At 68.9% G+C, this 22,399-nt stretch carries 17 protein-coding genes and 2 pseudogenes; 12 read left to right on the top strand and 7 right to left on the bottom strand.

What is annotated here, in order from left to right; all coding sequences use genetic code 11:
- Positions 1 to 529: 529 nt before the first annotated feature.
- Positions 530 to 1,831: a lipopolysaccharide biosynthesis protein RfbH gene (gene rfbH, locus AWZ10_RS46190; RefSeq protein WP_060894238.1), complete on the bottom strand. Its 1,302-nt coding sequence runs from the start codon at positions 1,829 to 1,831 to the stop codon at positions 530 to 532.
- Positions 1,832 to 2,120: 289 nt separating this feature from the next.
- Here rfbH and AWZ10_RS46185 point away from each other — a divergent pair, with 289 nt between their 5' ends.
- Positions 2,121 to 3,485 carry an acyltransferase gene (locus AWZ10_RS46185; protein WP_060894237.1) on the top strand — a complete coding sequence of 455 codons (1,365 nt, stop codon included), beginning with the start codon at positions 2,121 to 2,123 and terminating at the stop codon, positions 3,483 to 3,485.
- A gap of 92 nt (positions 3,486 to 3,577) precedes the next feature.
- On the opposite strand, the gene metK is transcribed toward AWZ10_RS46185, so the two are convergent.
- The 4 genes from metK to AWZ10_RS46165 form a co-directional block, all read right to left on the bottom strand.
- Positions 3,578 to 4,801, bottom strand: a complete 1,224-nt coding sequence (gene metK / locus AWZ10_RS46180) for a methionine adenosyltransferase (protein WP_060894239.1) — start codon at positions 4,799 to 4,801, stop codon at positions 3,578 to 3,580.
- Between the two features lie 82 nt (positions 4,802 to 4,883).
- Positions 4,884 to 5,492, bottom strand: coding sequence for a nucleosidase (locus AWZ10_RS46175; protein WP_060894236.1), 609 nt, complete (start codon positions 5,490 to 5,492; stop codon positions 4,884 to 4,886).
- Positions 5,493 to 5,555: 63 nt separating this feature from the next.
- On the bottom strand, positions 5,556 to 5,906 hold the full coding sequence (locus tag AWZ10_RS54995) for a DoxX family protein (protein ID WP_060894235.1): 351 nt from the start codon (positions 5,904 to 5,906) through the stop codon (positions 5,556 to 5,558).
- 749 nt (positions 5,907 to 6,655) lie between these two features.
- Positions 6,656 to 7,855, bottom strand: a complete 1,200-nt coding sequence (locus AWZ10_RS46165; protein WP_060894234.1) for a cysteine desulfurase-like protein — start codon at positions 7,853 to 7,855, stop codon at positions 6,656 to 6,658.
- A 171-nt stretch (positions 7,856 to 8,026) separates the two neighbouring features.
- Between AWZ10_RS46165 and AWZ10_RS46160 the strand changes: the two genes are divergently transcribed.
- Both AWZ10_RS46160 and AWZ10_RS46155 read left to right on the top strand, forming a co-directional pair.
- A complete protein-coding gene (locus AWZ10_RS46160; protein WP_060894233.1) occupies positions 8,027 to 8,974 on the top strand; it encodes a LysR family transcriptional regulator in 948 nt (315 codons plus the stop codon).
- A 7-nt stretch (positions 8,975 to 8,981) separates the two neighbouring features.
- Entirely contained in the window at positions 8,982 to 9,512 is a 531-nt protein-coding gene (locus AWZ10_RS46155; protein ID WP_060894232.1) for a hypothetical protein, read from the top strand.
- A gap of 14 nt (positions 9,513 to 9,526) precedes the next feature.
- On the opposite strand, the gene AWZ10_RS54990 is transcribed toward AWZ10_RS46155, so the two are convergent.
- On the bottom strand, positions 9,527 to 9,748 hold the full coding sequence (locus AWZ10_RS54990) for a hypothetical protein (protein WP_079104729.1): 222 nt from the start codon (positions 9,746 to 9,748) through the stop codon (positions 9,527 to 9,529).
- Positions 9,749 to 9,763: 15 nt separating this feature from the next.
- Here AWZ10_RS54990 and AWZ10_RS46150 point away from each other — a divergent pair, with 15 nt between their 5' ends.
- From AWZ10_RS46150 to AWZ10_RS56220, 8 genes and pseudogenes are all read left to right on the top strand, one after another.
- Positions 9,764 to 10,690 carry an aminoglycoside phosphotransferase family protein gene (locus AWZ10_RS46150; RefSeq protein ID WP_060894231.1) on the top strand — a complete coding sequence of 309 codons (927 nt, stop codon included), beginning with the start codon at positions 9,764 to 9,766 and terminating at the stop codon, positions 10,688 to 10,690.
- 449 nt (positions 10,691 to 11,139) lie between these two features.
- The gene (locus AWZ10_RS46145; protein WP_060894230.1) at positions 11,140 to 11,844 is read left to right on the top strand and encodes a VanZ family protein; all 705 of its coding nucleotides are present in this window, start codon (positions 11,140 to 11,142) and stop codon (positions 11,842 to 11,844) included.
- 70 nt (positions 11,845 to 11,914) lie between these two features.
- Entirely contained in the window at positions 11,915 to 12,619 is a 705-nt protein-coding gene (locus AWZ10_RS46140) for a response regulator transcription factor (RefSeq protein WP_060894229.1), read from the top strand.
- Positions 12,620 to 13,699: a sensor histidine kinase gene (locus AWZ10_RS46135; protein WP_060894228.1), complete on the top strand. Its 1,080-nt coding sequence runs from the start codon at positions 12,620 to 12,622 to the stop codon at positions 13,697 to 13,699.
- Between the two features lie 1,405 nt (positions 13,700 to 15,104).
- Positions 15,105 to 16,184, top strand: coding sequence for a polyprenyl synthetase family protein (locus tag AWZ10_RS46130; protein WP_060894227.1), 1,080 nt, complete (start codon positions 15,105 to 15,107; stop codon positions 16,182 to 16,184).
- A 247-nt stretch (positions 16,185 to 16,431) separates the two neighbouring features.
- Positions 16,432 to 16,767: pseudogene (locus AWZ10_RS49765) on the top strand (4-hydroxy-3-methylbut-2-enyl diphosphate reductase); the annotation flags it as partial.
- 132 nt (positions 16,768 to 16,899) lie between these two features.
- Positions 16,900 to 17,994, top strand: coding sequence for a terpene synthase family protein (locus tag AWZ10_RS46125; RefSeq protein WP_060894226.1), 1,095 nt, complete (start codon positions 16,900 to 16,902; stop codon positions 17,992 to 17,994).
- A 134-nt stretch (positions 17,995 to 18,128) separates the two neighbouring features.
- Positions 18,129 to 19,229, top strand: coding sequence for a Rieske 2Fe-2S domain-containing protein (locus tag AWZ10_RS56220; protein ID WP_079104728.1), 1,101 nt, complete (start codon positions 18,129 to 18,131; stop codon positions 19,227 to 19,229).
- A 189-nt stretch (positions 19,230 to 19,418) separates the two neighbouring features.
- On the opposite strand, the pseudogene AWZ10_RS46120 reads toward AWZ10_RS56220, so the two are convergent.
- Positions 19,419 to 19,766, bottom strand: a pseudogene (locus AWZ10_RS46120) (transposase family protein); the annotation flags it as partial.
- Positions 19,767 to 20,513: 747 nt separating this feature from the next.
- Between AWZ10_RS46120 and AWZ10_RS46115 the strand changes: the two are divergent.
- A partial coding sequence (locus AWZ10_RS46115) for an FtsX-like permease family protein (RefSeq protein WP_341846122.1) occupies positions 20,514 to 22,399 on the top strand: 1,886 nt, incomplete at its 3' end.

Raw genomic sequence — 22,399 nt, 5'->3', positions numbered from 1 at the left:
GATGTCGCAGAAGGACTCGTCGGCGATCTCGGTCGCCCAGGCCGGGGCAGCCGGACTCCTGGCCGGCTACGACGACTGTCTCACGCACTACACGGCGCTCCGCGACGCCGCCCGCTGACCGGCGCCGCGCCGGGAGCTCCCGCAGCCGCGGGCGTCGTCCGCACACCCGACCTCAGAGCCGATGCCGTCCAGCACGCCCGATCCCGCCCGTCACTACGCCGTGCTGCTGTTCGCGGGCTTCGGCCACATCGCTCGACCCTGGGAGTGACCCGCGAACTCCTCGCCCGGGGCCACCGCGTCACCCAGGTCGTCGACGAGATCTTCGCCGCGGCGGTCGAGGAGAGCGGCGCCCGCGCCCGGATGTGGCAGGACGTGCGTGCGGCGGGCGGTGCGGTCCGAGTCGCTGAACTGCTGGAAGCCTGGGACGCCGCCCGCGGTCGGCTGAACTCCGGCGGTCGCCGAACGGGGCCCGGGGCCGTGCGGGACGCTGTTGGTGCGTCCCCCACGGCCCCGGGCCCCGTTCGCGTGCTCAGTGGGGCAGCGTCACGTACTCGATCACCGTGTCGATGCTGTGGTCGATCATCTCCTCGGTGAGCCCCGGGTACACCCCGATCCAGAAGGTCCGCTCGGTCGTGATGTCGCTGTTGGTGAGCGGTCCGCTGACGCGGAACTCGCGTCCCTCGTAGGCGGGGTGGCGGGTGAGGTTGCCGGCGAAGAAGCGCCGGGTGGCCACCTTGCTGGTCTCCAGGTGGTCGATGAGCGCGCCCGGCGCGAACGGCGCGTCCGGCCGGACCGTGATGGCGAAGCCGAACCAGCTCGGGTCACTGCCCGGCGTCGCCTCCGGAAGCAGCAGGTGAGGCAACCCGTCCAGGCCCTCACGCAGCCGCGCCCAGTTGTGCCGGCGAGCTGTGCCGAACTCGTCGATCCGGCTCAGCTGCTGAAGCCCGAGCGCGGCGGAGATGTCCGTCGACTTCAGGTTGTAGCCCACGTGGGAGAAGATGTACTTGTGGTCGTAGCCCTCCGGCAGCGACCCCATCTGGTGCTCGAAGCGCTTGAAGCAGCGGTTGTCCTCACCCGGCTCGCACCAGCAGTCACGACCCCAGTCCCGCATCGACTCCACGATCCGGGCCAGAATCAGGTTGTCCGTCACCACACAGCCGCCCTCGCCCATCGTGATGTGGTGGGCGGGGTAGAAGCTCTCCGTCGCGAGATCTCCGAAGGTCCCGGTCAACTGCCCCTGGTAGGTGCTGCCCAGGGCGTCGCAGTTGTCCTCGATGAGGAACAGGCCGCGGTCCTCGGCCAGTTGGGCGATCTCCCGCACCTGGAAGGGGTTGCCCAGCGCGTGCGCCATCATGATCGCCCGGGTGCGCGGGCCGATCGCCTGCTCCACCCGCTCCAGCGAGGCGTTGTAGGTGTGCAGCTCGACATCGACGAAGACGGGCAGCAGACCGTTCTGCAGGATCGGGTTGACAGTCGTGGGGAATCCGGCGGCGACCGTCACCACCTCGTCGCCCGGCTTCAGCCGGTCCTCACCCAGTTGCGGTGAGGTCAGACTGCTCAGCGCCAGCAGATTCGCCGACGAGCCGGAGTTGGTCAGATGGGCCTTGCGTAGACCGAAGTACTTCGCCAGGGACCGCTCCAGCCTGCGCGAGCTGACGCCCGCGGCTATCCGCATGTCGAGCGCCGCTTCCACGAGCGCCACCCGGTCGTCCTCGGTGAGTACCGCACCCGAGGCCAGCACCGGGGTGACACCCGGCACGAACCCCGACGAGACGGTGGAGCGGTGGTACTCACGCACCAGATCGAGGATCTCGGTCTTGTCGTTCCCCATCGGCTGATGGCCTCCTGTGTGTGCCGGTGGGGACGAGACGGACGGCCGGCTTGCAGTCGAAGCGGGTCCCCACGCCCGTATCGATCGATCGGGGGAACTCCAGACCAGCACGCGTGCCCGGCCGCTGGCCAGGAAGGCCGGGCAACTCTAGGGATCCACCAAGAGCATGGGGATCCTCGACACCTCTCGCCGAGGCATCCCCGCGCGTGATCTAGGGATTTCATCGCTCCCGGTCCTGCACGCTGAAGAGCGCTGGGACGCCGGCCCCGCGGACACTTGGAGACGCGTCATGAGACTTGGCCCACGGCCCCGAACCCCCGAGCGCACCGTCGTCCTGCACGGCGGAGGCCCGACCGGCGAGCGGGTCCGGCTGGGCGTCCACGACCTGGTGAACGGCACCTTCGCCACACCGCGGACCTTCTACTACCGGCAGACGCTGGACGCCGACGCCCTCCAGGACTCCCTGCGACGCACCCTCGCCCACTACCCGATGCTCACCGGCCGCCTCGAACGGGACACGGACGGCGGCCTCAGCGTCGTGTGCGGCGACGCCGGAGCGGTCTTCGAGGTGTCCCGCTCCGAGCACGCCATGCCGGACCACGGGCCCGACCGACCCGTCGGCCGCGATCTGCGCCGGTACGTCCGCTCCGTCAACCCCTTCCGCGTCGTCGGCCACGACACCCCGCTGCTCACCGTCAAGGTCACCCACATGCGCGGCGGAGGTTCCGTTCTCGGCGTCTCCATCAACCACAGCGTCGTCGACGGCGCCGGATACCTCGGTTTCCTGCTCCACTGGTCCCGCGTCCACGCGGGTCAGGACCGGCCCGCATCGCCGTACGACCGCGGCGTCATCGACGGCCTCGCCGACGAAGCGCGTCCCGCGCCGGACGACTCCCAGTACGCCGTGGTCACCGGCCGGCAGAAGTTCGGCTTCCTCTGGACGGTCAACGCCCGCGCCCGTCACGTACGCACCTTCACCGTCAGGTTCACGGCCCGGGAGGTACTGGCGCTGCGGGAGGCGGCACGGGACGGACAGGACCCCGACCGGGCGCCCGCCTCCAGCGGTGACGCTCTCGGGGCCCACCTGTGGCGGGTCCTCGGCGCGCTGCGCGACCGGGCTCCCGACGCCGAGGAACGCCTGGGGATCGTGGTCGGCCTGCGGGAAACGCTCAAAGAGCGCCTGCCGGACGATTACGGAGGCAACGCCGTGTCCAACACCACGGCCGTGCTCCCGTCCCGCGAGCTGCGCGAGGAACCCCTCGCCCACGCCGTCCATGCGGTGCGGTCCGCCGTGGACCGAGTCACCCTGGCCCGGGTGTGCCAGGAGACGGCATTCCTGGATGCCCAGCGCCGGGCCGGACGCTCCGGAAGAGTGCTCAGCCGGATGGCGCTGGATGCCTTCGAAGGCACGGTCGCCCTGAACAACGTCAGCAGACTTCCGGTCTACGCCGTCGAGTTCGGCGTGGGACGACCGTTCTGGTTCGAGTATCCGGCGAGCCTCCTTCCATGGGCGGTCCTCGTCACGCCCACCCCGGACGACGACTACAGCCGCGATGTCCACCTCAGCGTTCCCCGCGACGCCGCGGACGCCCTGCGCGGCCCCGAGTGGTCCGCGCGTCTGCGCGACCCTGCCGGCCGCCTGGGCCGTCCCTGACCACGGGCCCCGTTCCTCCACCGTTCCCCATGAGAAACGGGCCCCGTCCCCCATGGGGGACAAGGCCCGTTTGCCTGCGTGGCGTCGTCTCGCTATGCCCCCGCGGCCTTGCGCAGTTCCGCCACGCGATCGGTCCGCTCCCACGTGAAGTCGGGCAGTTCACGGCCGAAGTGACCGTACGCGGCGGTCTGGGCGTAGATCGGCCGCAGCAGGTCGAGGTCGCGGATGATGGCGGCCGGGCGGAGGTCGAAGACCTCGTCGATGGCCTTCTCGATCTTCTCGACCTCGACCTCGGCGGTGCCGAAGGTCTCCACGAAGAGGCCGACCGGCTCGGCCTTGCCGATGGCGTAGGCGACCTGGACCTCGCAGCGGGCCGCCAGACCCGCCGCCACCACGTTCTTCGCCACCCAGCGCATCGCGTACGCGGCCGAGCGGTCGACCTTGGACGGGTCCTTGCCGGAGAACGCGCCCCCGCCGTGGCGGGCGAAGCCACCGTAGGTGTCGATGATGATCTTGCGGCCGGTGAGGCCGGCGTCACCCATCGGGCCGCCGATCTCGAAGCGGCCGGTCGGGTTCACCAGCAGGTGATAGTTCTCGGTGTCGATCTCGATGCCGTCGTCCAGCAGTGCCTTCAGCTCCGGCTCCACGACGAACGCGCGGATGTCGGGGGCCAGGAGGGAGTCCAGGTCGATGTCGCTCGCGTGCTGCGAGGAGACGACGACCGTGTCCAGGCGGACGGCCTTGTCACCGTCGTACTCGATGGTGACCTGGGTCTTTCCGTCGGGACGGAGGTAGGGGATCGTGCCGTTCTTGCGGACGTCCGACAGGCGCTTCGACAGACGGTGCGCCAGGAAGATCGGCAGCGGCATCAGGGTCGGCGTCTCGTCGGAGGCGTAGCCGAACATCAGGCCCTGGTCGCCCGCGCCCTGGCGGTCCAGCTCGTCCTCTTCGCCTCGGTGGGAAGAGTCCCCGACCCGGGACTCGTACGCCGTGTCGACACCCTGCGCGATGTCCGGGGACTGCGCGCCGATGGACACCGACACGCCGCAGGAGGCACCGTCGAAGCCCTTCTCGGAGGAGTCGTAGCCGATCTCGAGGATCTTGTCCCGCACCAGCTGCGGAATCGGCGCGTAGGCCTTGGTGGTGACCTCACCGGCCACGTGCACCAGACCAGTCGTGATCAGGGTCTCGACCGCGACCCGGGACGCCGGGTCGTCGCGCAGCAGGGCGTCGAGAATGGTGTCGCTGATCTGGTCAGCGATCTTGTCGGGGTGACCCTCGGTCACAGACTCCGAGGTGAACAGGCGACGAGACATGATCCTCCAGTGGTCCGCGGCGCCTGGGCGGGTCACCGCACGAATGAACAGGTCGAGATCCCGCGCCCGCTGTTGCGGCACGTCAGGCGAGATGGTCCCTGATCCAGCGGGCCAGTACGTCCGAGGCCGCCGCCGCGGCCTCGGGCCAGGCCGCTTCGGCGCTCTCGTCGGCCCGGTCGCTCACGTACTTCACGATCCGTACCGGCACACCGAACCGCTCGGCCACGGAGGCGATCGCATAGCCCTCCATGTCGACCAGGTCGGCCCGCTCGGCCAGCAGATCGCGGACGCGGCCGTCCGTGACGAAGGCGTCACCGGTGGCCAGGGTGGGCCCGGTTTCGGGGCGCAGGGTCAGCGGACGGCCGTAGGAGACCCCGCTGAGCCGGCGCAACACGTCGTCCGGCAGGTCGTGCTGGATGACCCGGGACACTTCCAGCAGCCCGCTCAGCGATGCCTTCAGGGCTCCGGCCGTACCGAGATTCACGATCTCCCGGGGCCGTGCCGACGACAGCGCCAGCGTCAGTTCCATGGCGGCCCGCACCTTCCCCATGCCCGTGATCAGCACGGGGAACGTGTCGTCGAAACGTGCCGCCTCCGCCTCCGCGGCCGTCACGATCAGAGGTCGATCGGGGCGTATCTCGCCTCGGAGAGGGACGGTGCAGGAGGGCGCGGCCTCGGGAGGGAACAGCATGGAATCCTGTCCGGGAAGTATGGGTCGGCACAGTGCGGCGGTCAGGCGTTCTGGGCGTGGCGGTCAGGCGTTCTGGACGGCCGGCAGGGTGGCCGCCAGTGCCGTCACCGCGAGCGCGGTGGGGGCGATCATGCCCTTGCGGTCGTGCGCCCGGACGTGGAAGACCACGGCGCCGCAGAAGTACAGGAGCACTCCCGCGCCGGCGGCCACCGCCAGAGGCGGCAGGGCCAGCCCGACGAGCAGGCCGGCCGCTCCTGCGATCTCCAGCAGCGCCAGCCGCGGCAGCCAGGACTCGGCCACGCCGACCCCGCGCATCGAGTTGACGATCGACTTCCGCCGTGTCAGTTTGCCCGCCGCCGAACCCAGAAGAACCAGTGACAGGACGACGCTCTGAACGACGTAGTTGATGGTCACGGCTCTCCAGGTGATACCGGCGGCGGCCCATGATCGGCGGTCACCCTCATGCTCGCGTGGATCGCACCAGGAGATCCCTAGAGCCGCCGTGTCCGTACGCGGGTCGGGGCGATCCCCGAGTCGGTCATGGGTGTTCGGCCGCTGGTAGGGGACTGTTCTTGGGGCGTGTGTGCACTGTCCGGCGGGTGAGAGACCGAGGCGGTTGGTCCTGTCCTGGGACGGTGTCGCAGCCGGTGAGGTGGGTCGACCTGCGCCCGGGGCAGGCGTGTGGCGGTGGAGAACGTCGCCAGGCCGGGTGGGCTCTCGTCGGGACAGGGGATCAGCGACTCGGGCATCGAGTGCTCGCAGCGGCTCGGCAGACACCGCTGGGTCGTTGAGAGCAGAGTGTCCTGGCTCGAACAGGCCCCGCAGAAACCTCGTCGGAAGAAGCCCGCCGAGGCCCTGAACGCGCATCCACCATCGGTCCAGGAAGCCGGTGCTGCGACGACCGGTCGAGTCCGGGCAGTGCCCCGCTCGCGATATGAAGTGGGGCACCGCTGCTGTGTGCGGAGGGGATCTCGCGGTGCGGTTCCGCGCGAGGACGGTGGAGCGGCCGGCGGAGGCTTCCCGGGCGCGGGCCGAGGTGGCACGACTGCGTCCCCACCCGCTCCGAAGGGACTGCCAGAGGGCATCCGAGCCCTCAACCCCGGTCCCTGATCAGGCTGTTGACCGGAGGACCGGTACCGGGTCGGCCACACTCGGGACAAGCCTCAGAGGAAGGAGGAAAGACCGTCGAGGAGCCTGTCCACGTCGTCGGCGGTGTTGTACGGCGCCAGGCCCACCCGCAGGGCGGGGTTCTCCAGCTTCAGGGCGGCGAAGGGCTCGTACGCATAGAACGACCCGGCAGGGGCCAGGACGTCGCGTGCCGCCAGGTGCACCTGGGCCTCGCGGGCGTCGCGGCCTTCGAGGGTCATCAGGAGGGTCGGGGTACGGTCGGCCGCCTTCGAGTGCACGGTGATGAGATCGCCCAGAGCGCGCAGACCGTCTTGCAGCCTCGTACGTAGCGCCCACTCGTGCTGGTGCAGAGAGCCCAGTGAATGTGCGAGCCGCTCCCTGCGCGTGGCGCCCCCGCCCGGGTCGATCGCGGCGAGGAACTCCACGGCGGCTGTGGCGCCCGCCAGGATCTCGTAGGGCAGCGTGCCGAACTCGAAGCGCTCCGGCACGGTGTCGGGGGACGGCAGGAGCTTGTCCGGCTGGAGGGTTGCGAGGAGTTCGGGCGCTCCCGCGAGCACGCCGCAGTGCGGTCCGAGGAACTTGTACGGCGAGCAGACGAACAGGTCCGCACCCATCGCGGGCACGTCCACCAAGTGATGGGCGGCGTAGTGCACCCCGTCCACGTACACCAGGGCGCCGACCTCGTGCGCCCGGTCGGCGATCCGGCGTACGGGCGGCTTGGTGCCCAGCACGTTCGAGGCCGCCGTGACCGCGACCAGCCGGGTACGGGACGACAGCGCACGCTCGAACGAATCGAGGTCCAGCTCCGTCGTCCCGGCGTCGATCTCGATCCAACGGACCGTCACTCCGGCGCGCTCGGCCGCCTGGGCCCAGGGGCGGACGTTGCAGTCGTGGTCCAAGCGGCTGAGGACGATCTCGTCACCCGCCTTCCAGCCCTTGGCCAGGTGACGGGAGAAGTCGTACGTGAGCTGGGTGGCGCTGCGCCCGTGGACGATGCCGTCAGCGGGCACGCTGAGCAGGTCGGCGTAGGCGGCGCGGAACTCCGTGACGGCGCGCTCGGCGTTCAGCTCGGACGGGCTGACAACCCCCCGGTTGGAAAGGGGGCCGGTCAGCACCGCGGTGATGGCATCGGCTACGGGGCGGGGGGTCTGGGTCCCGCCCGGGCCGTCGAAGAAGGCGAGGCCGTGGTGGAGGGAGGGGAAATGAGCCCGGAGGGCGGTCAGATCGATGGCCATGGCCTCGGCTTTCTGCAGAAGTGGGGGCGACCCTGCGAACGGCTGCCGACGGTCGGCGACAGCGCGGACGCCGGCGCAGGCGGGGCGCGTCCCTCCGGCCGGATGCCTAGACTCTGGCACCGGCGGCAGAACACGTAAAGCGATGGATCGAGAAGGGAGAGTTCACGAATCGTGAAGTCTCAGCCGGATCTGAAGCTCCTGGCCACCTTCATGGCCGTGGTGAACCGTGGCTCCATGGCCGAGGCCGCGGCGGCCCTCGGCTACGTACCCTCCGCGGTGTCCCAGCACATCGCCGCGCTGGAGCGCGACATGGGCATCGAACTGGTCGTCCGCCGCCCCGGCAGTCGGCTGATCCTGACCGCAGCCGGCCGCTCCCTCGCGCAAGCGACCGAGACGCTCTTCGACGCGACCGCCCGATTCCAGGACGCTGCCAACGGCATCTCGAACCGTGAAATCGCCGAACTGCGCGTCGGCGCCTACCCCAGCGCGATGAGCCACCTGCTCCCCGCGATTCTGTCCGCTCTCAAGCCCCGCGGCCGCGGCCCTCGTATTCGCCTCATCATCGTGGAGACGGACAAAGGGTTGCCCAAGGTCAAATCAGGGGACCTCGACCTGCTCATCGCCTACCGATACCTGCCCGAGGACCCACCGGCCGATTCCGGGGAATGGAGCATCACCTCCCTGGGGCACGAGCCGCTGGTCCTCGTCACGGGCGCACGGCCGGGCCGTCGCCCGTTGGAACTGGCGGAATGCCTTGACATGGAATGGACCTCGGGCCACGCACACAGCCCCGATCGGCGTCTGCTGCATCGCTGGGCCGGAGAACTGGGGATCTCTCCCGACGTCACGCTGGAGACCGAGGACCTGCACAGCATGCTGGCCATGATCAGAGCCGGTTTGGCGGTGGGTCTGATCCCGGCCACGCTCATCAGCCCGCAGAGCGACCGGTCCGGAGCCGAAAGGGTTGTCCTGCCGCCCGGAGCCACGCCCCTGCACCGCGAGATCCTCGCCGTGAGCAGACCCGGAACCCGCCCCCCGATCATCAACGAGTTGGTCACGCTGCTGATCGAGGCTTTGGAGAGCGTCCAGTTGTGTGCGACATCCCGTGAGTCTCCCTGAGCCTTCTGTGCTGCCGCGGGTTGCGGCGTCGGCAGCGGGCAAGATAACCACCAAGGCCACAACCCTGTTCGCGGGCGAGGCCGGCAGCGCGGAACTGTCCAACGGCGAGTTCTCCATGACTTCCCGCAACGACAAGGCCGCCACCGACGCCGACGTCACCCGCGGGCGCCAACCCGCAACAAGGCCATCGGCACCGACGGCGGCGAGAGCTGAGGCACGGTCACCGCGGCCAACCTGCCCGGCGCGCGTCTTCGCCCCGGTGTTCACCCTCGACAGCGTCCCGCACGGTGACGGCTTCAACCAGCTGGTGATCACCGAGCCCGTCCGCCGCGACTCCGCGCATCCGACGTGGCAGGGCACCCTCAGGCTCCGCTCCTCCCTCGACGACGGGGCCATCCGGCAGACGCCCGCGCAGGGCCTGACCATCGCCAGGGCGGGCGCCGGCCGTGTCTCCGCCACCGCCCGCACGCTCACCGTCCTCTCTCCCGTCGCCGGTACGGCTCCCGCTCTCCGGAACGGAGGCATCCACGCCTTCTGACCTGACCGTTCCCGTCACGCGGGCCGCTCCAGCCCGCCCCACCCCCACCTCGGGGTGGGGCCGGGCCCGCCGAGGTCCTCGCCGACCCGGCCCGCCGAGATGTCGCGGGTGATACGGGTGCCCCGGACGAAGTACTCCGGTGCAGCCCCACCCGAACGCGGGGACCCACAGCCGGCGTCCATGATCGAGGGCTTCGAGCCGACGGCCGAACCGGTGCTCCCCGAGGCCGGGCTCACGTACCGTGGTTTCGCATGACCGACTCCGAGATCGAGATCACCGCAGAGCTGGTACACCGTCTTCTCAAGGACCAGCATCCGGACCTTGCAGGGTTGGCCATCCGTGAAGTGGAGGGCGGCTGGGACAACCAAATGTGGCGCCTCGGGGATGAGTTGGCCGTGCGCATGCCGCGCACCGAACGTGCCCCGGATCTCCAGCGCAGGGAGCGCCGGTGGCTGCCCGTCCTGGCCCCGCGCCTTCCGCTCCCGGTTCCGACCCCTGTGCGGATCGGCGAACCGTCCACATGCTTCCCGAAGCCCTGGAGCATCATGACGTGGGTTCCCGGCGAGCCACTCGACCACACCTCGATCAGCCGCGGCGACCACGCGGCCGACACTCTGGCGGACTTCCTCGGAGCGCTCCATGTGGAGGCGCCCGCCGAGGCACCGACCAGTTCGGACCGCGGCGCTCACCCCAAGAAGTGCACGGACGGCTTCGAGCGGTTCCTGCAAGCGATTGCCCCCGGCGGCATAGCCGCCGACGTCCGGGCCGTCCGGGCCGTCTGGGACGACGCCGTCGCGGCCCCCGAGTGGGAGGGCCCGCCGGTATGGCTGCACGGTGACCTCCATCCCGCGAATGTCGTCGTCTCGGACGGGACGCTCTCGGGCGTGATCGATTTCGGTGACATGTTCGCCGGGGATCCGGCGTGGGACCTCGCGGCCGCGTGGCTGCTCCTTCCCGCAGGCGCGGCCTCACGGTTCTTCGAGGGGTACGCGGATACGGACGAGGCGACGCTCCGGCGCGCCCGAGGCCTGGCTGCTCTGAAAAGCCTCATCCTCATCCTCATGGGCCAGAACGGGGAGCGGGGCCTTCCCGGCGGCAAGCCCACATGGGGACCCGCAGGCCGGGCAGCGCTCGACCGTGTCCTGACAGCCGGCTCGGACAGGCCCTCCCACGCATAGGCCCCGCTCCCGTCTCGGAGCGAGGCGGACCATGTCAGGGAGTTTCGCGGCTGGTGTCCGAGCCAGGCACCGGGGTCGATCACCTCGCCACTGGCGGTGATCACCGCCCACCGCTCATCCCGTCCCGACACTGTTGTCGCTTGGTGCGGCGCGCCGACGAGAGCTTCGACGTCGGCCTTGAGGTGGGTGAACTCCTCCGTGTGGGCAGCCCGTAGCTCCTTGCGTCGGCGGACCTGCTCGCGCAGGATGCGGTCCGGCGCGACATGGACGCGGTCATGGTTGTGGCAGTCGTCCAGACCCGTGGGACAGTCGGCGCCGGGCGGTTTCGATGTCGAGCGGTTCGTGTCCTTGCTGTCCTTCGTGTCCTTGGTTCCCGGGGATTTCGCGTATCGCGGGCGTATGGAAAAGCGCATACGCCGCCACAACGGCCCTCCGTCTCCAATGGAGGCATGGACCACGATGCTTCTCTGTCACCACCGCGCCGCCGTACGCGCAGGATCGTGCTGATCAGCCTGGCGATCCTCGGCATGGCGAGTGCCGTGTTCGTCGTGCGGCGGCCGCTCATGATGTCCGCTCCCACGTGCATGGCCGGACGGTGGCACGGCTGCTTCGACACGTTCAACGGTGTGGTGCTCATGACGTTGGTCTCGGTGCCGTTGGCGGCGCTGGTGGCGTGGGCTCTTGCGCGCCGTCGGCGTTCCGCCGGCGTCTCGTCGGCGTGGCGGACATCGCTGGCCGAGGTGGGCATGGTCCACGGGACGGTGCCGTTCCTGTGGCTGACCATGATGCCGGGCGCAGAGGCCGGCACCGTCCCCGGCGGGCTGAGCCTGGTTCCGCTGCGGGACCTGCTCACGATGGGGCCGCTCGGGATCGTCGGCAACCTGCTGGTCTTCGCGGCGCTGGGGTTCTTCGCCCCGATGCGGTTCGCGGCGCTGGCCTCCGTGCCGCGGATCCTGGCGCTCGGGGCGGGCTGCTCGGTCCTGGTCGAAACCGCACAGTACGTCCTGCCACTGGACCGGGTGTCGTCCGTGGACGACGTACTGGTCAACGCCGCCGGCGCCGCGCTGGCCGCGCTGGCGTCGCGTCGCTGGTGGCGCACCACGGTCCAAGCGCCGTCGGAGCAGTCCCGCCCCGCGCCGACACCGGCAGGCTGAGTCGCGTGTCCGGTGTGCCCACCTCTCCTTGCATACGCCGGCGATATGTTGTGCTGCCTAGGCTTCAGCCATGCGCGTACTGATCGTGGAGGACGAGCCCTACCTGGCCGAAGCCGTCCGTGACGGTCTGCGGCTGGAGGCGATCGCCGCCGACATCGCCGGCGACGGCGACTCCGCCCTGGAACTGCTCGGCGTCAACTCCTACGACCTCGCGGTCCTCGACCGTGACATCCCCGGCCCCTCCGGCGACGAGGTCGCCCGGCGCATCGTCGCCTCCGGCAGCGGCATCCCGATCCTCATGCTCACCGCTGCCGACCGGATCGACGACAAGGCTTCCGGGTTCGAACTCGGTGCCGACGACTACCTCACCAAGCCGTTCGAACTGCGGGAGCTCGTCCTGCGGCTGAGGGCGCTCGACCGCAGACGCGCGTACGCCCGGCCCCCGGTCCGCGAGATCGCGGGCCTGCGGCTCGACCCCTTCCGCCGGGAGGTCTTCCGCGACGGACGCTACGTCGCGCTGACCCGTAAGCAGTTCGCCGTTCTCGAAGTCCTCGTCGCCGCCGAGGGCGGGGTCGTCAGCGCCGAAGCGCTGCTGGAACGGGCCTGGGACGAGAACGCCGACCCCCTCACCAACGCCGTACGCATCACCGTCTCCGCACTGCGCAAACGGCTCGGCGAACCTTGGATCATCACCACGGTGTCCGGCGTCGGCTACCGGATCGACACCGCCGCCCCCGCCAGGGACATTACCGAGCCCGGTAGTAGGCATGCATAGATGCTCAGACGCCCAGGGCTCAGCGCGCGATGGAAACTCACCCTCAGCTACGCCGGGTTCCTCGCCGTCGCCGGCGCTCTCCTGCTGACCGTGGTGTGGGTGTTCCTGCTGCGCTACGTACCCGACAACTCCCAGGGCCTTCTCGGGATCTCGCCCAACCGCTACCTCCTTGTGCGGACCTTCGCCCCCGCCGCGGCCGTGGCGATGGTCTTCCTGCTCGTGTTCGGCCTCGTCGGGGGATGGATCCTCGCCGGTCGCATGCTCGCACCACTCACACAGATCGCGGATGCCGCACGGATGGCCGGCACCGGATCGTTGTCCCACCGGATCCGCATGCAAGGACGCCAGGACGAATTCCGTGAACTCTCCGACGCGTTCGACTCGATGCTCGAACAGCTCGAGTCCCACGTCGCCGAGCAGCAGCGGTTCGCCGCGAACGCCTCCCACGAACTGCGCACCCCACTGGCGATCTCGCGGACGCTCCTCGACGTCGCCCGCAAGGACCCCATGGGGGACCGGGGCGAACTCGTCGAACGCCTGCACGCTGTCACTACGCGGGCGATCGACCTCACCGAGGCCCTCCTGCTGCTCAGCCGCGGCGACCGCGGAAACTTCACCCGCGAGATCGTCGACCTCTCCCTCATCGCCGAAGAAGCCGCCGAAACGCTGCTTCCCCTCGCCGAACAGCGCCGGATCACGCTCGATGTCACCGGCGGGGCGGCCCGCACCACAGGCTCCGCGGAGCTCCTGCTGCGGATGGCGACGAACCTCGTGCAGAACGCCGTCGTCCACAACCTCCCCACCGGCGGCACCGTCACGGTCCACACCGAGGCGCACGGCGACACGAGCGTGCTGCGAGTCGAGAACACGGGCCGTCGGCTCCCACCGGAACTGGTTCCGACCCTCACCGAACCCTTCCGGCGCGGAACGGAACGCGTACGCACCGACGAGCATGCCGGCGTCGGCCTCGGCCTGGCCATCGTGCACAGCATCGTCCGCGCCCACGACGGGACCCTCGACCTCGTCCTCCGCCCGGCCGGCGGTCTCCTCGTCACGATCCGGCTTCCCGGCACGCCGTAGGCATCGTCCCCGGGCAGGGCCCATCCGACGGAGCTTCGAGAAGCCGTTGAGCAGTCGGGCGGCCCCGCGAAGTGCGTGCGTCGAGCCGGACAGAGCATCCGCCCCTGCGCCATGCGGGCATCTCGTTCTGGTCGGCCAGGGCGCTTGACGGGTGTTGCCCAGGTCAGGCGCCCTTCCTCTGTGCCTGGAAGAAGCCCGGCTTCTTCGGCGAGTACGACACCAGGAGGTTCTTCGTCTGCTGCTGGTACACAGGTCACACCTCGCTGACCAGCGGAATTGGCTGGAGTTGAGGTGGGGTGCGGGCCGTTGGCCCGTGTATGGTCCGGATCTTGCGCTGGTGGGCCGATCACTGGTGGCGCTTACGGCAACCGCACCTACGCGGGGCCTCCGCCTGGCCATGCGGCCGGACGCCGGTGGGAGCTCGGGTTGTTCACCCCCGCGTGCGAGTGAGGCCAGGGAGACAGCAGGAACTGGCCGAGGACGGGGCGCTCGCAAACAGCGGCATCCTGAAAGTCACCGGCGATCCGGTGCTGGGGCAGCGCCGACCTAGGGGCATGCGCTTAGGGGCATGCGCTCGGGCTACCCGCACGCAATCGCCGAGCTCGCGGCCGCCCGGTTCGAGGGCCGAACCGCCGAGTTGGCGGCCGTGGCGGCAGTTCTCCACCGCACCTGACTGTGTCCAGCAGGGGCAGGCAGGTCACACGGCCCAGGCCTACTGGCGATGGCTAGCTCCGAGAAGAGCCGAATACCAGGACTCCCGGCTCCGAGAGGAGATGTCGCGGCGCACCCAGCACGGTCAACGGGCTGACGGTGAAGACCCCATGGCGCCGATCGACCCGAACCCCGGGACTCCGTACAACCGCAGTGCAAGGGATATCTCGCACCTGTGTTCAGGACCAGAAGCCACCCCGGACGCACCAGCGCTGTAGCGGAGTTGCGGCACGTCACGGGGCGCTTGCGGACGCACTGCCACGACCTTCAAGATCTTTCTCGCTCAATTGGCAAAGCCGCGTACGTACGCCAAGTGCGTCGAGCGCCCCAGTAGTGCACTATGCGCCCGTTGGGTACGCCTGTTCAGCGTGCTGGCAGTCGCCTTTGCTGGGGGTGTGCCAAAACCTCTATGTCCGTGTATCAGGCTGCGTGCAGGGCCTGTTCCCGTCCACAGGCCGAGGCGTGACCTGCCGTATCGGGCGCCCGACCTTCAAGAGCGGAGCGTAGCGGTGACCGTTCTGCAGGGGGCCGCGGTCGTGACCGGGGGAGCGAGGATTTGGTGGTGTCCGGGCCCGGCACTTGCTCCGACGCCTCGGGGCGTGTCCGCGTGCGCCGAAGAGCCCCGTGCGTTCCTGGTGGAGGAGACCTTGTATCCCGCCCGGAGAGCCCCGGCCACTGCGCTGGGGGAGGCGAGTTGATTGCGGGTGTTGCCGAGCTGCCGGGCGCGGCTGCCTTGCGCAGCCGGGTCACCAGCGTGCTCGACGGCTTCTTGGAGCACAAGGCCGGTACCGCCGCGAAGCTGCGGATGCCCGCCGAGGTGACCGAGTGCCTGCGTGATCTCCTGGCCGCCGGAGGGAAACGGCTGCGGCCTCTGCTGTGCGTGAGCGGCTGGCAGGCCGCCGGCGGTCACGGCACCCCCGAGACGCTGATCAAAACGGCGGCGTCGCTGGAGATGTTCCACGCCTTCTGCCTCATCCACGACGACATCATGGACAACAGCGGCAGCCGCCGAGGCGTCCCCACCGTCCACCGCCGCCTCGCGCAGCACCACGCCGGCGGCCGCACCGTCCTCGCCGCCCGGCAGGTGGGAGTAAGCGGCGCGATCCTCATCGGTGATCTGGCACTGGCCTGGTCGGATGAGCTGCTGCACGCGGCCGGTCTTACTCCCCGCCAACTCGACGCGGTGCGGCCGCTGATCCATGAGATGCGCAGTGAGGTGATGTACGGGCAGTACCTGGACGTCACCGCAGCCGGCCGCCCCGCCGCGGATGTGGAGCAGGCGCTGCGCATCGTGCGGTACAAGACCGCCAAGTACACCGTGGAGCGCCCCTTGCACATCGGCGCTGCCCTTGCGGGTGCCCCGCCTGCGGTGCGTGAGGCGCTGAGTGCCTACGCCTTGCCCGTCGGCGAGGCTTTCCAGTTGCGTGATGACCTCCTCGGCGTCTTCGGGACTCCTGAGGTGACCGGGAAGCCGTCGCTGGACGATCTGCGCGAGGGCAAGCACACCGTCCTGGTGGCCCTCGCCCTCGAGCGCGCCGACACCGGCCAACGGCGCGTCCTGCGCTCCCTGCTCGGTGCTCCCCGTCTCGACGAGGCGGGGGCCGACCGCATCCGTGAGCTGCTCACCGCCACCGGCGCCCAGGACGCGGTGGAGGACATGATCGGCACGCTCCGGGCGCAGGCCCTGCGCGTGCTGAAGACCGCGCCCTTCCCGCCCTGCCCCATCGCCAACCTGCGGCAGCTCACCGCCATCGCCACGGCGAGGACCTCGTGAACTTGCTTCCCCTCGCGGGGTCCCTGGGCCACGGGAGGCCTCTCACTCCGCCCGTATCGCGTCCCCACGAAAACGCACGTCCCGACCTCTGCACCACCTTTGCAGCGGCACCGCGCCCACCCCCGTCAGATTCCCTGCCTGATGGCACGCCCCTCCTGTACCGAAGTCGCACCAGCCGCCTCAGCAAATGTGGCCTCACCCGCACCACGTGACGAAACGGCCAACAGGTTCAGCCCCGGGAGCCAACATGAAGAATCCCAGTCCGTTCCCAACAGCAGCCGGGGGTGCCGCTGCTGCGCGACCCTCTCCGCGTGACTACTGCGCCGGCGTCGTACGCGCATCCAGACCGTCGAGCAAGCCCTCGAGGTGCACGGGGCACCGGTCTGTGTCTGCCACGAGATCGTCCACAACAAGTACGTCGCGCAGACCCCGGAGAAGAAAGGCGCGATCTTCGTCGAGCAGACGGAGGAGATCCCCGACAGCTCCACGTCGTGTTCTCGGCGCACGGCATGGCCCGGCTGTGCACGAGGAGGCCGACGAGAGGAAGCTCGCGACCATCGTCCTGACAATCGGACTCCGGACAGGCCCTGACCTGATCGCTAATTTTCCGCTGACCCAGTTCCCGGATATCGCCGACAACGCTCCTGTCACGTACCTCCGGACAATTGACGAAACTCCACCAGCGCGCTGACCTACTGCCTTGCAGGAGGAACAGATGAACATGATCCCGGCCGACCGTATCAGCTATTTCCTTCCCGCGATCACTTGCTCCTTCCCTTGGGAAAAGAACAAGAACTACGACGAAGAATTCCAAGAAAATACGGACGACTGGGTCCTCTCCCTGTTCTCCGACAACTCACGTGTCATCGCTTATCGAAAGTACACGCACATGTGCAGGCTGTACCTGTGGGTAGCCCATGTGCTCCCGCGCCTCCCTCGGAAAGAATACGAACTGTGGAGCAAATACACCGGCGTCGTCACGGTGCTGGACGATGCGCATGAACGAGATTGGGAGGCCTCGGTTTCCAGGGATAGAGGCAGCGCTTTGACACCCTGGGAACAACTCACCGAGAACGCGGAATCCATGCGGTCAAGGAGTCGGCCACCCCATCCCAAATCCCGCATTTCGTCACCACTGGTGCACGGGATCACTCGGCTGGTCGATCAGATCAGCGACACCATGCCCGACGATGAGCGTGATGCATTCCTGGCTGTGATCCGGGATTATTTCCACAGCAACATCTACCGCAACGAGCACCGCGCGAGCATGCCCGTTGTGATGGACATGTCCCTGGACCAGTACCTTTCATTCCGAGATGACGACACCGGAATGTGGCCCTACATTATCGGTGCACCGCATATCATGGGTGCGCACTTGGTCGAAGAGGAATGGAACGACCCTCGCCGTGCACGCCTCGCCTGGCTCGCCAACCGCCACGTCTTGCTGGTCAACGATCTGTATTCGTTCCATAAAGAATACCTGCAGCACAGTCAAAATCTCCCGTCTTTGCTTCACTCCGTCACGGTCATGGTCCTGGGGGACGGACTGGAATGGCAGGAGGCAATCGACAAGCTGGTCGACCTGGTTTATATGGCAGAGCGCGAGTACACGGAGATCCGTGATCAGTGGATCGCCGAGGGTGCATCGACAGCCGTACGTGAAGTCTTCACCGGGTTCGAACTTGAGATGGCCGGCAGCCTCAGGTACCACTTGACCTCCCCTCGTTACCACGGGAGAGATTTCAGCGGCGAATTCATGTCCCGGACCATCACGTGCGATCCCGCAGACGGGCGCTTCCTCTGCAGGTAGAACACGCTCCCATGCTGACCGGCTATCGCGATTGGAGACAAGAAACCCCTCGGTGTGCGGAGGTGGGCGCCGGTCATGGCCGGAGAATTTCTATCCCTGATCTAGCGCAGGCATGACTCTGGAGGGCGGCCGAAATGTTTGGCAGCAGGGACACGAAATGGTACAAGGTTCCCTCTCATGACCCAACGCCGGCCGACGAGGCATTCCCTCCGGCGCTACCCAGCCCGAAGGGCTGGTTCTGCATCGGGTTCTCAGACGAAGTCCCTCCAGGGAAAGTGGTCACCAGCAGGCTGGTGGATCAAGATGTCGTCCTGTATCGCACCCGGGCCGGACTGCTGCGCGCGGTCGAGCCGTACTGCCCACACCTGGGCGCTCATCTCGGAGTCGGGGGAAAGGTAGAGGGGGAGGATCTGGTCTGCCCGTTCCATGGATTCGGTTTCGGGCCCGACGGTGCATGCGTGCGATCCGGATACGGAAAGCAGCCGCCAAAAGCACGCGTTCGTCATCTGGAGATCCGAGAGACGAACGGCATCATCTTCGCTTGGCACAATGGCGAAGCGGACAACGGTCCTGAATGGGAGATCGAGAGCGCAGACCTCAAAGGGTACTCCCGCCTAATTCATATCACAGTGGAACTGCCCTCCCACCCGCAGGAGATCACCGAAAATGCTGTGGACCTAGGGCATTTTCCGGTCATGCACAACAGTCAAGTACGAGAATTCACCCTTCCGTTGGATCCCGGGAGTCCTGTGGCTGCTATTCACCTCAAGACTCTCATGCCAATCCCTTACCTGCCGTGGTGGCACATGACCACCAGTTACGATGGCGAACTTCGCGGTCTGGGTTGCGCGACCGGGACCGTAACCGTGCAGGGTCTCGGTCTCATGATGCATGCCTGGCTCATGCCCACCGTGGTCGGGCCCTGGCGGATCCAATTGCGCTTCGCCGCATGCATCCGCATATCCCCCCCACGTTGGCTGCCTTCTCGGCTGGGCCGGCATGTCGCCCGAACTGTGTCCGGAGCACTGTGCAGCTTCGGACTTCGCAGCACAATCACCGGCCTCACACTTGGTGCTGACAGTCCCATCTGGCACACAAAGCAACATCAGCCAGCCCCCCGGATAGCTGATGGTGACGGCCCGATCATGGCATATCGGCGTTGGGCCAAACAATTCTATTCCGCTCGGCCTCACAGGGACGGTGAGGCCGGATCAGCCGGCTTGATTTCGGAGTGATCGCTTCAGCTGGTTCGTTGGCGGTCCGAGGTTGGGCTGCGGATTCGGGCACGGGCGGCCGCTGGTCTGTCCGGCATTTTTACGTGCTTTTTCGGGACCCCGCAATGGGGCTCCCGACCTCCGGTCCCGACCGTTGCGCGGTACAGGACGTCTGCCGCGAGCAATCCCTACACGGAGCCGTTTCCATCCTCAGTCTGAACTGGCCAGGCGGAGGGCGAGGACGGCCTGGACGAGGCTCGTGATCCGGGTCGTCGAGCATTGGAGCTTACGGAGGAGCCGCCAGGACTTGAGGGTGGCGACGGCTTGCTCGACCAGTGCCCGGACCTTCGCATGGGACCGATTGACGGCCTGCTGACCAGCGGAAAGGCTGTCCCACCGGCCGCGGTAAGGGAGGTGGACGGTGCCGCCTGCGCCCTGGTACCCCTTGTCCGCCCAGCAGTTGATGCCGGCCTGGGCGAGGGCGTCGATGATGCCGTGCTCGCGGGCGGCCCGAACGTCATGGACGACGCTGGCCAGGGCTGGTGAAGCCCACAGGAGAGCGGACCCGGCTCGTGATCGCCGCACCACACCCGGTTCCGGCTCACCCGCGAAACCGCGGCGGATCCGCGCCGCCCCGGGGAGAGGCCGACCGAGCCCGTACGGCTCACCCCGGTCCGTGTCCGCCGCGAGGCCTCGACACCCGCTCTCGGAAGGGTACTTGGCCAACGGAATCACCGCCTCGCCATCTGATGCGACGTGGGCAGAACGGTCAGTCGACCTGGGATCATCGCCGAGCGCGACCCGGCCGGACCATGAGGAACGAGCAGGAGGTCCATGACACGGAGGAGTTGCCAGATCCGCGCTCCAAGGCAGCAAGCCCACGGAACCCTGACGTCGGGGCTTCGGGACAGTCCCTCACCCCCTCTGCGACCACGTTGCCTCGCCACCCTGCCCGGGGCCACCGCAGCCGTCGCCGACCACGCCCCGCCGAGGCCGCCCGGCACCCTGCCGACCCGAACCACCATGAAGGTGCACGTTGTCTGCGGAACGGCGTGACAGCGCGTCGCGTGTGATCGGTCTTCTGCTCAACGGACGACGGTCCCGCGCCGCTTCCGGCTGAGCATCTGTATCGGGCCTGTCCGGATCGCAACGACGCTCAAGATCCGACGACTTTCGATCACAAGGCGACCAAGGTCAGTCCTACAATGCTCTCTTGCACCCGCACGCTGCCGACGCCGTGTCGCGTTCCGGTCCGTGTGGTTGGAAACGGGGGGCTTGGTGGGGGATCGAGCTGTGCCGACGGGCGTGTTGCGGTTCATTGTGCTGCGGGCGTGGGTGTATCGCGCGCTTCTCGGTGCCGTGCTGCTGACCGTGCTGCTGACCACGGCCGTGCTGGCCGCGCTCACCGCCTACTCGGGTGCGATAGGCGATGCGGCCCTGCGGCGGTCACTCGCCGAGCAACGCACCGCTGCCGAGGCCGCTTTGGTGGTCAAGGCCAACGTGCCGGGCGACGAGCGCCAGGAGGCCGACGACGCCGTTCACGCGGGGGCCCGCACCGTCTTCGCCGGCCTGCCCGTGCGGGTGCGAACCCTGCTGCGGTCCGGCCCTTACGCCCTGCCGCTCGCGCTGCGGCCGGCCTCCGAGCGGGACGGCAACCCGAACCTCACGTACTTCGCCGCCCTGGACCGCACACAGGTGCGCACCGTCGCCGGGCGGCTCCCCCGTGAAACGGTGACCGACGGATCCATCGAGGCCGCACTGCCGCAGAGCGCCGCCCAACAGCTCAAGCTGGCGCCCGGCGCCCGGCTGACCGTCACCGACCAGCTGGACGGCCCGGCGGTGCGGGTGCTGATCACCGGCGTGTACCGGCCGGTGGACGTCCGGGCACCCTACTGGCAGTTGGACGACCTGGGCGGCCGCGGCGTGAAGGCGTCGAGCTTCACTACGTACGGTCCCCTGCTCACCGCTGCGGGCGTGCCGACGTCGGGCCGGGTGAGCGTCGGTGCGTCGGGCTGGTTGGTGTCGGCCGACTACTCCTCGCTGACGACGCAGCGGATCGGCGCGCTGCGCGAGGCTGCCCGCTCGGGGAGCACGGAGCTGCGCGAACGGCCCGCGCTCAGCAGTGCGACCGCAGCGGACACCGCGTTGCCCGAGGTACTGGACCGCATCGAACGCTCCCTGCTCGTCACGCGTTCCAGCATGCTGATCGTCGCTGCTCAGCTCGGACTGCTCGCGGCCTGCGCCCTGTTGCTCGTCGCGCGGTTGCTCGACTCCGCGCGCACGGCCGAGACCGGGTTGCTGCGTGCGCGCGGTGCCACCCGGGCACGGCTGGCGGGCCTGGCCGCGTCGGAGGCGTTGCTGATCTCCGTGCCGGCGGTGGTGGTGGCGCCGCTGTTGTCGGGGCCGTTGACACGGCTGCTGGTCGGGCAGGGTGCGCTGGGCAGGACAGGGGTGCGCGTCGACCTGCCCGTCGGGGGCCGGCCCGAGGTGTGGGCGGTCGCCGCGGGGGTGGCCGCGCTGTGTGCGCTGGCGGTGGCTGTCCCGGCGTTGCGGGCGTCCTTCGCGGGCACCGTCGCGGTGCGGGCGGGAGCGCTTCCCGCACCGCTGCGCGCCGGGGCGGATGTCGGGTTGCTCGCCGTGGCCGGTGTCGCGTTCTGGCTGCTCCGCAGCCAGCGCTCCGGTGCTGTCACCGCCGACCGCGAGGGCGTCCTCGGCGTCGACCCGCTGCTGGTGGCGGCGCCCGCCCTGCTGCTGCTCGCCGGAACGGTCCTGGCGCTGCGGCTGCTGCCCTCACTGGCCCGTGTCGGCGAGCGGCTTCTGACCCGCGGGCACGGGCTGACAGCGGCCATGGTCGGCTGGCAGTTCAGTCGCCGACCGATGCGGGGGGCAGGTCCGGTGCTGCTCCTGGTCATCTCCGTGGCGCTGGGCGTGGTGGCGATCGGACAGGGCGCGTCGTGGCACCGTTCCCAGGCCGACCAGGCCGACTTCCGCGCGGGTGCCGAGGTGCGCGTCCTGACCTCAGGGGGCGGCGGTGTGGGCCGTACGGACGTCTACGCGGACCTCCCGCACGTCGACGCGGTCGCCCCCGCGGTCCGTGGCACGGTGTCGCTCTCCGGCAGCCGCACCGCGAGCGTCGTGGCCCTGAACACGGCGGAGGCGGCCGGGGCGGTGCTGGCGCGGCGCGACCTGAC

This window comes from Streptomyces europaeiscabiei, from assembly GCF_001550375.1.
GTDB lineage: Bacteria > Actinomycetota > Actinomycetes > Streptomycetales > Streptomycetaceae > Streptomyces > Streptomyces europaeiscabiei.
This window is presented reverse-complemented; position numbering and strand designations above follow the sequence as displayed.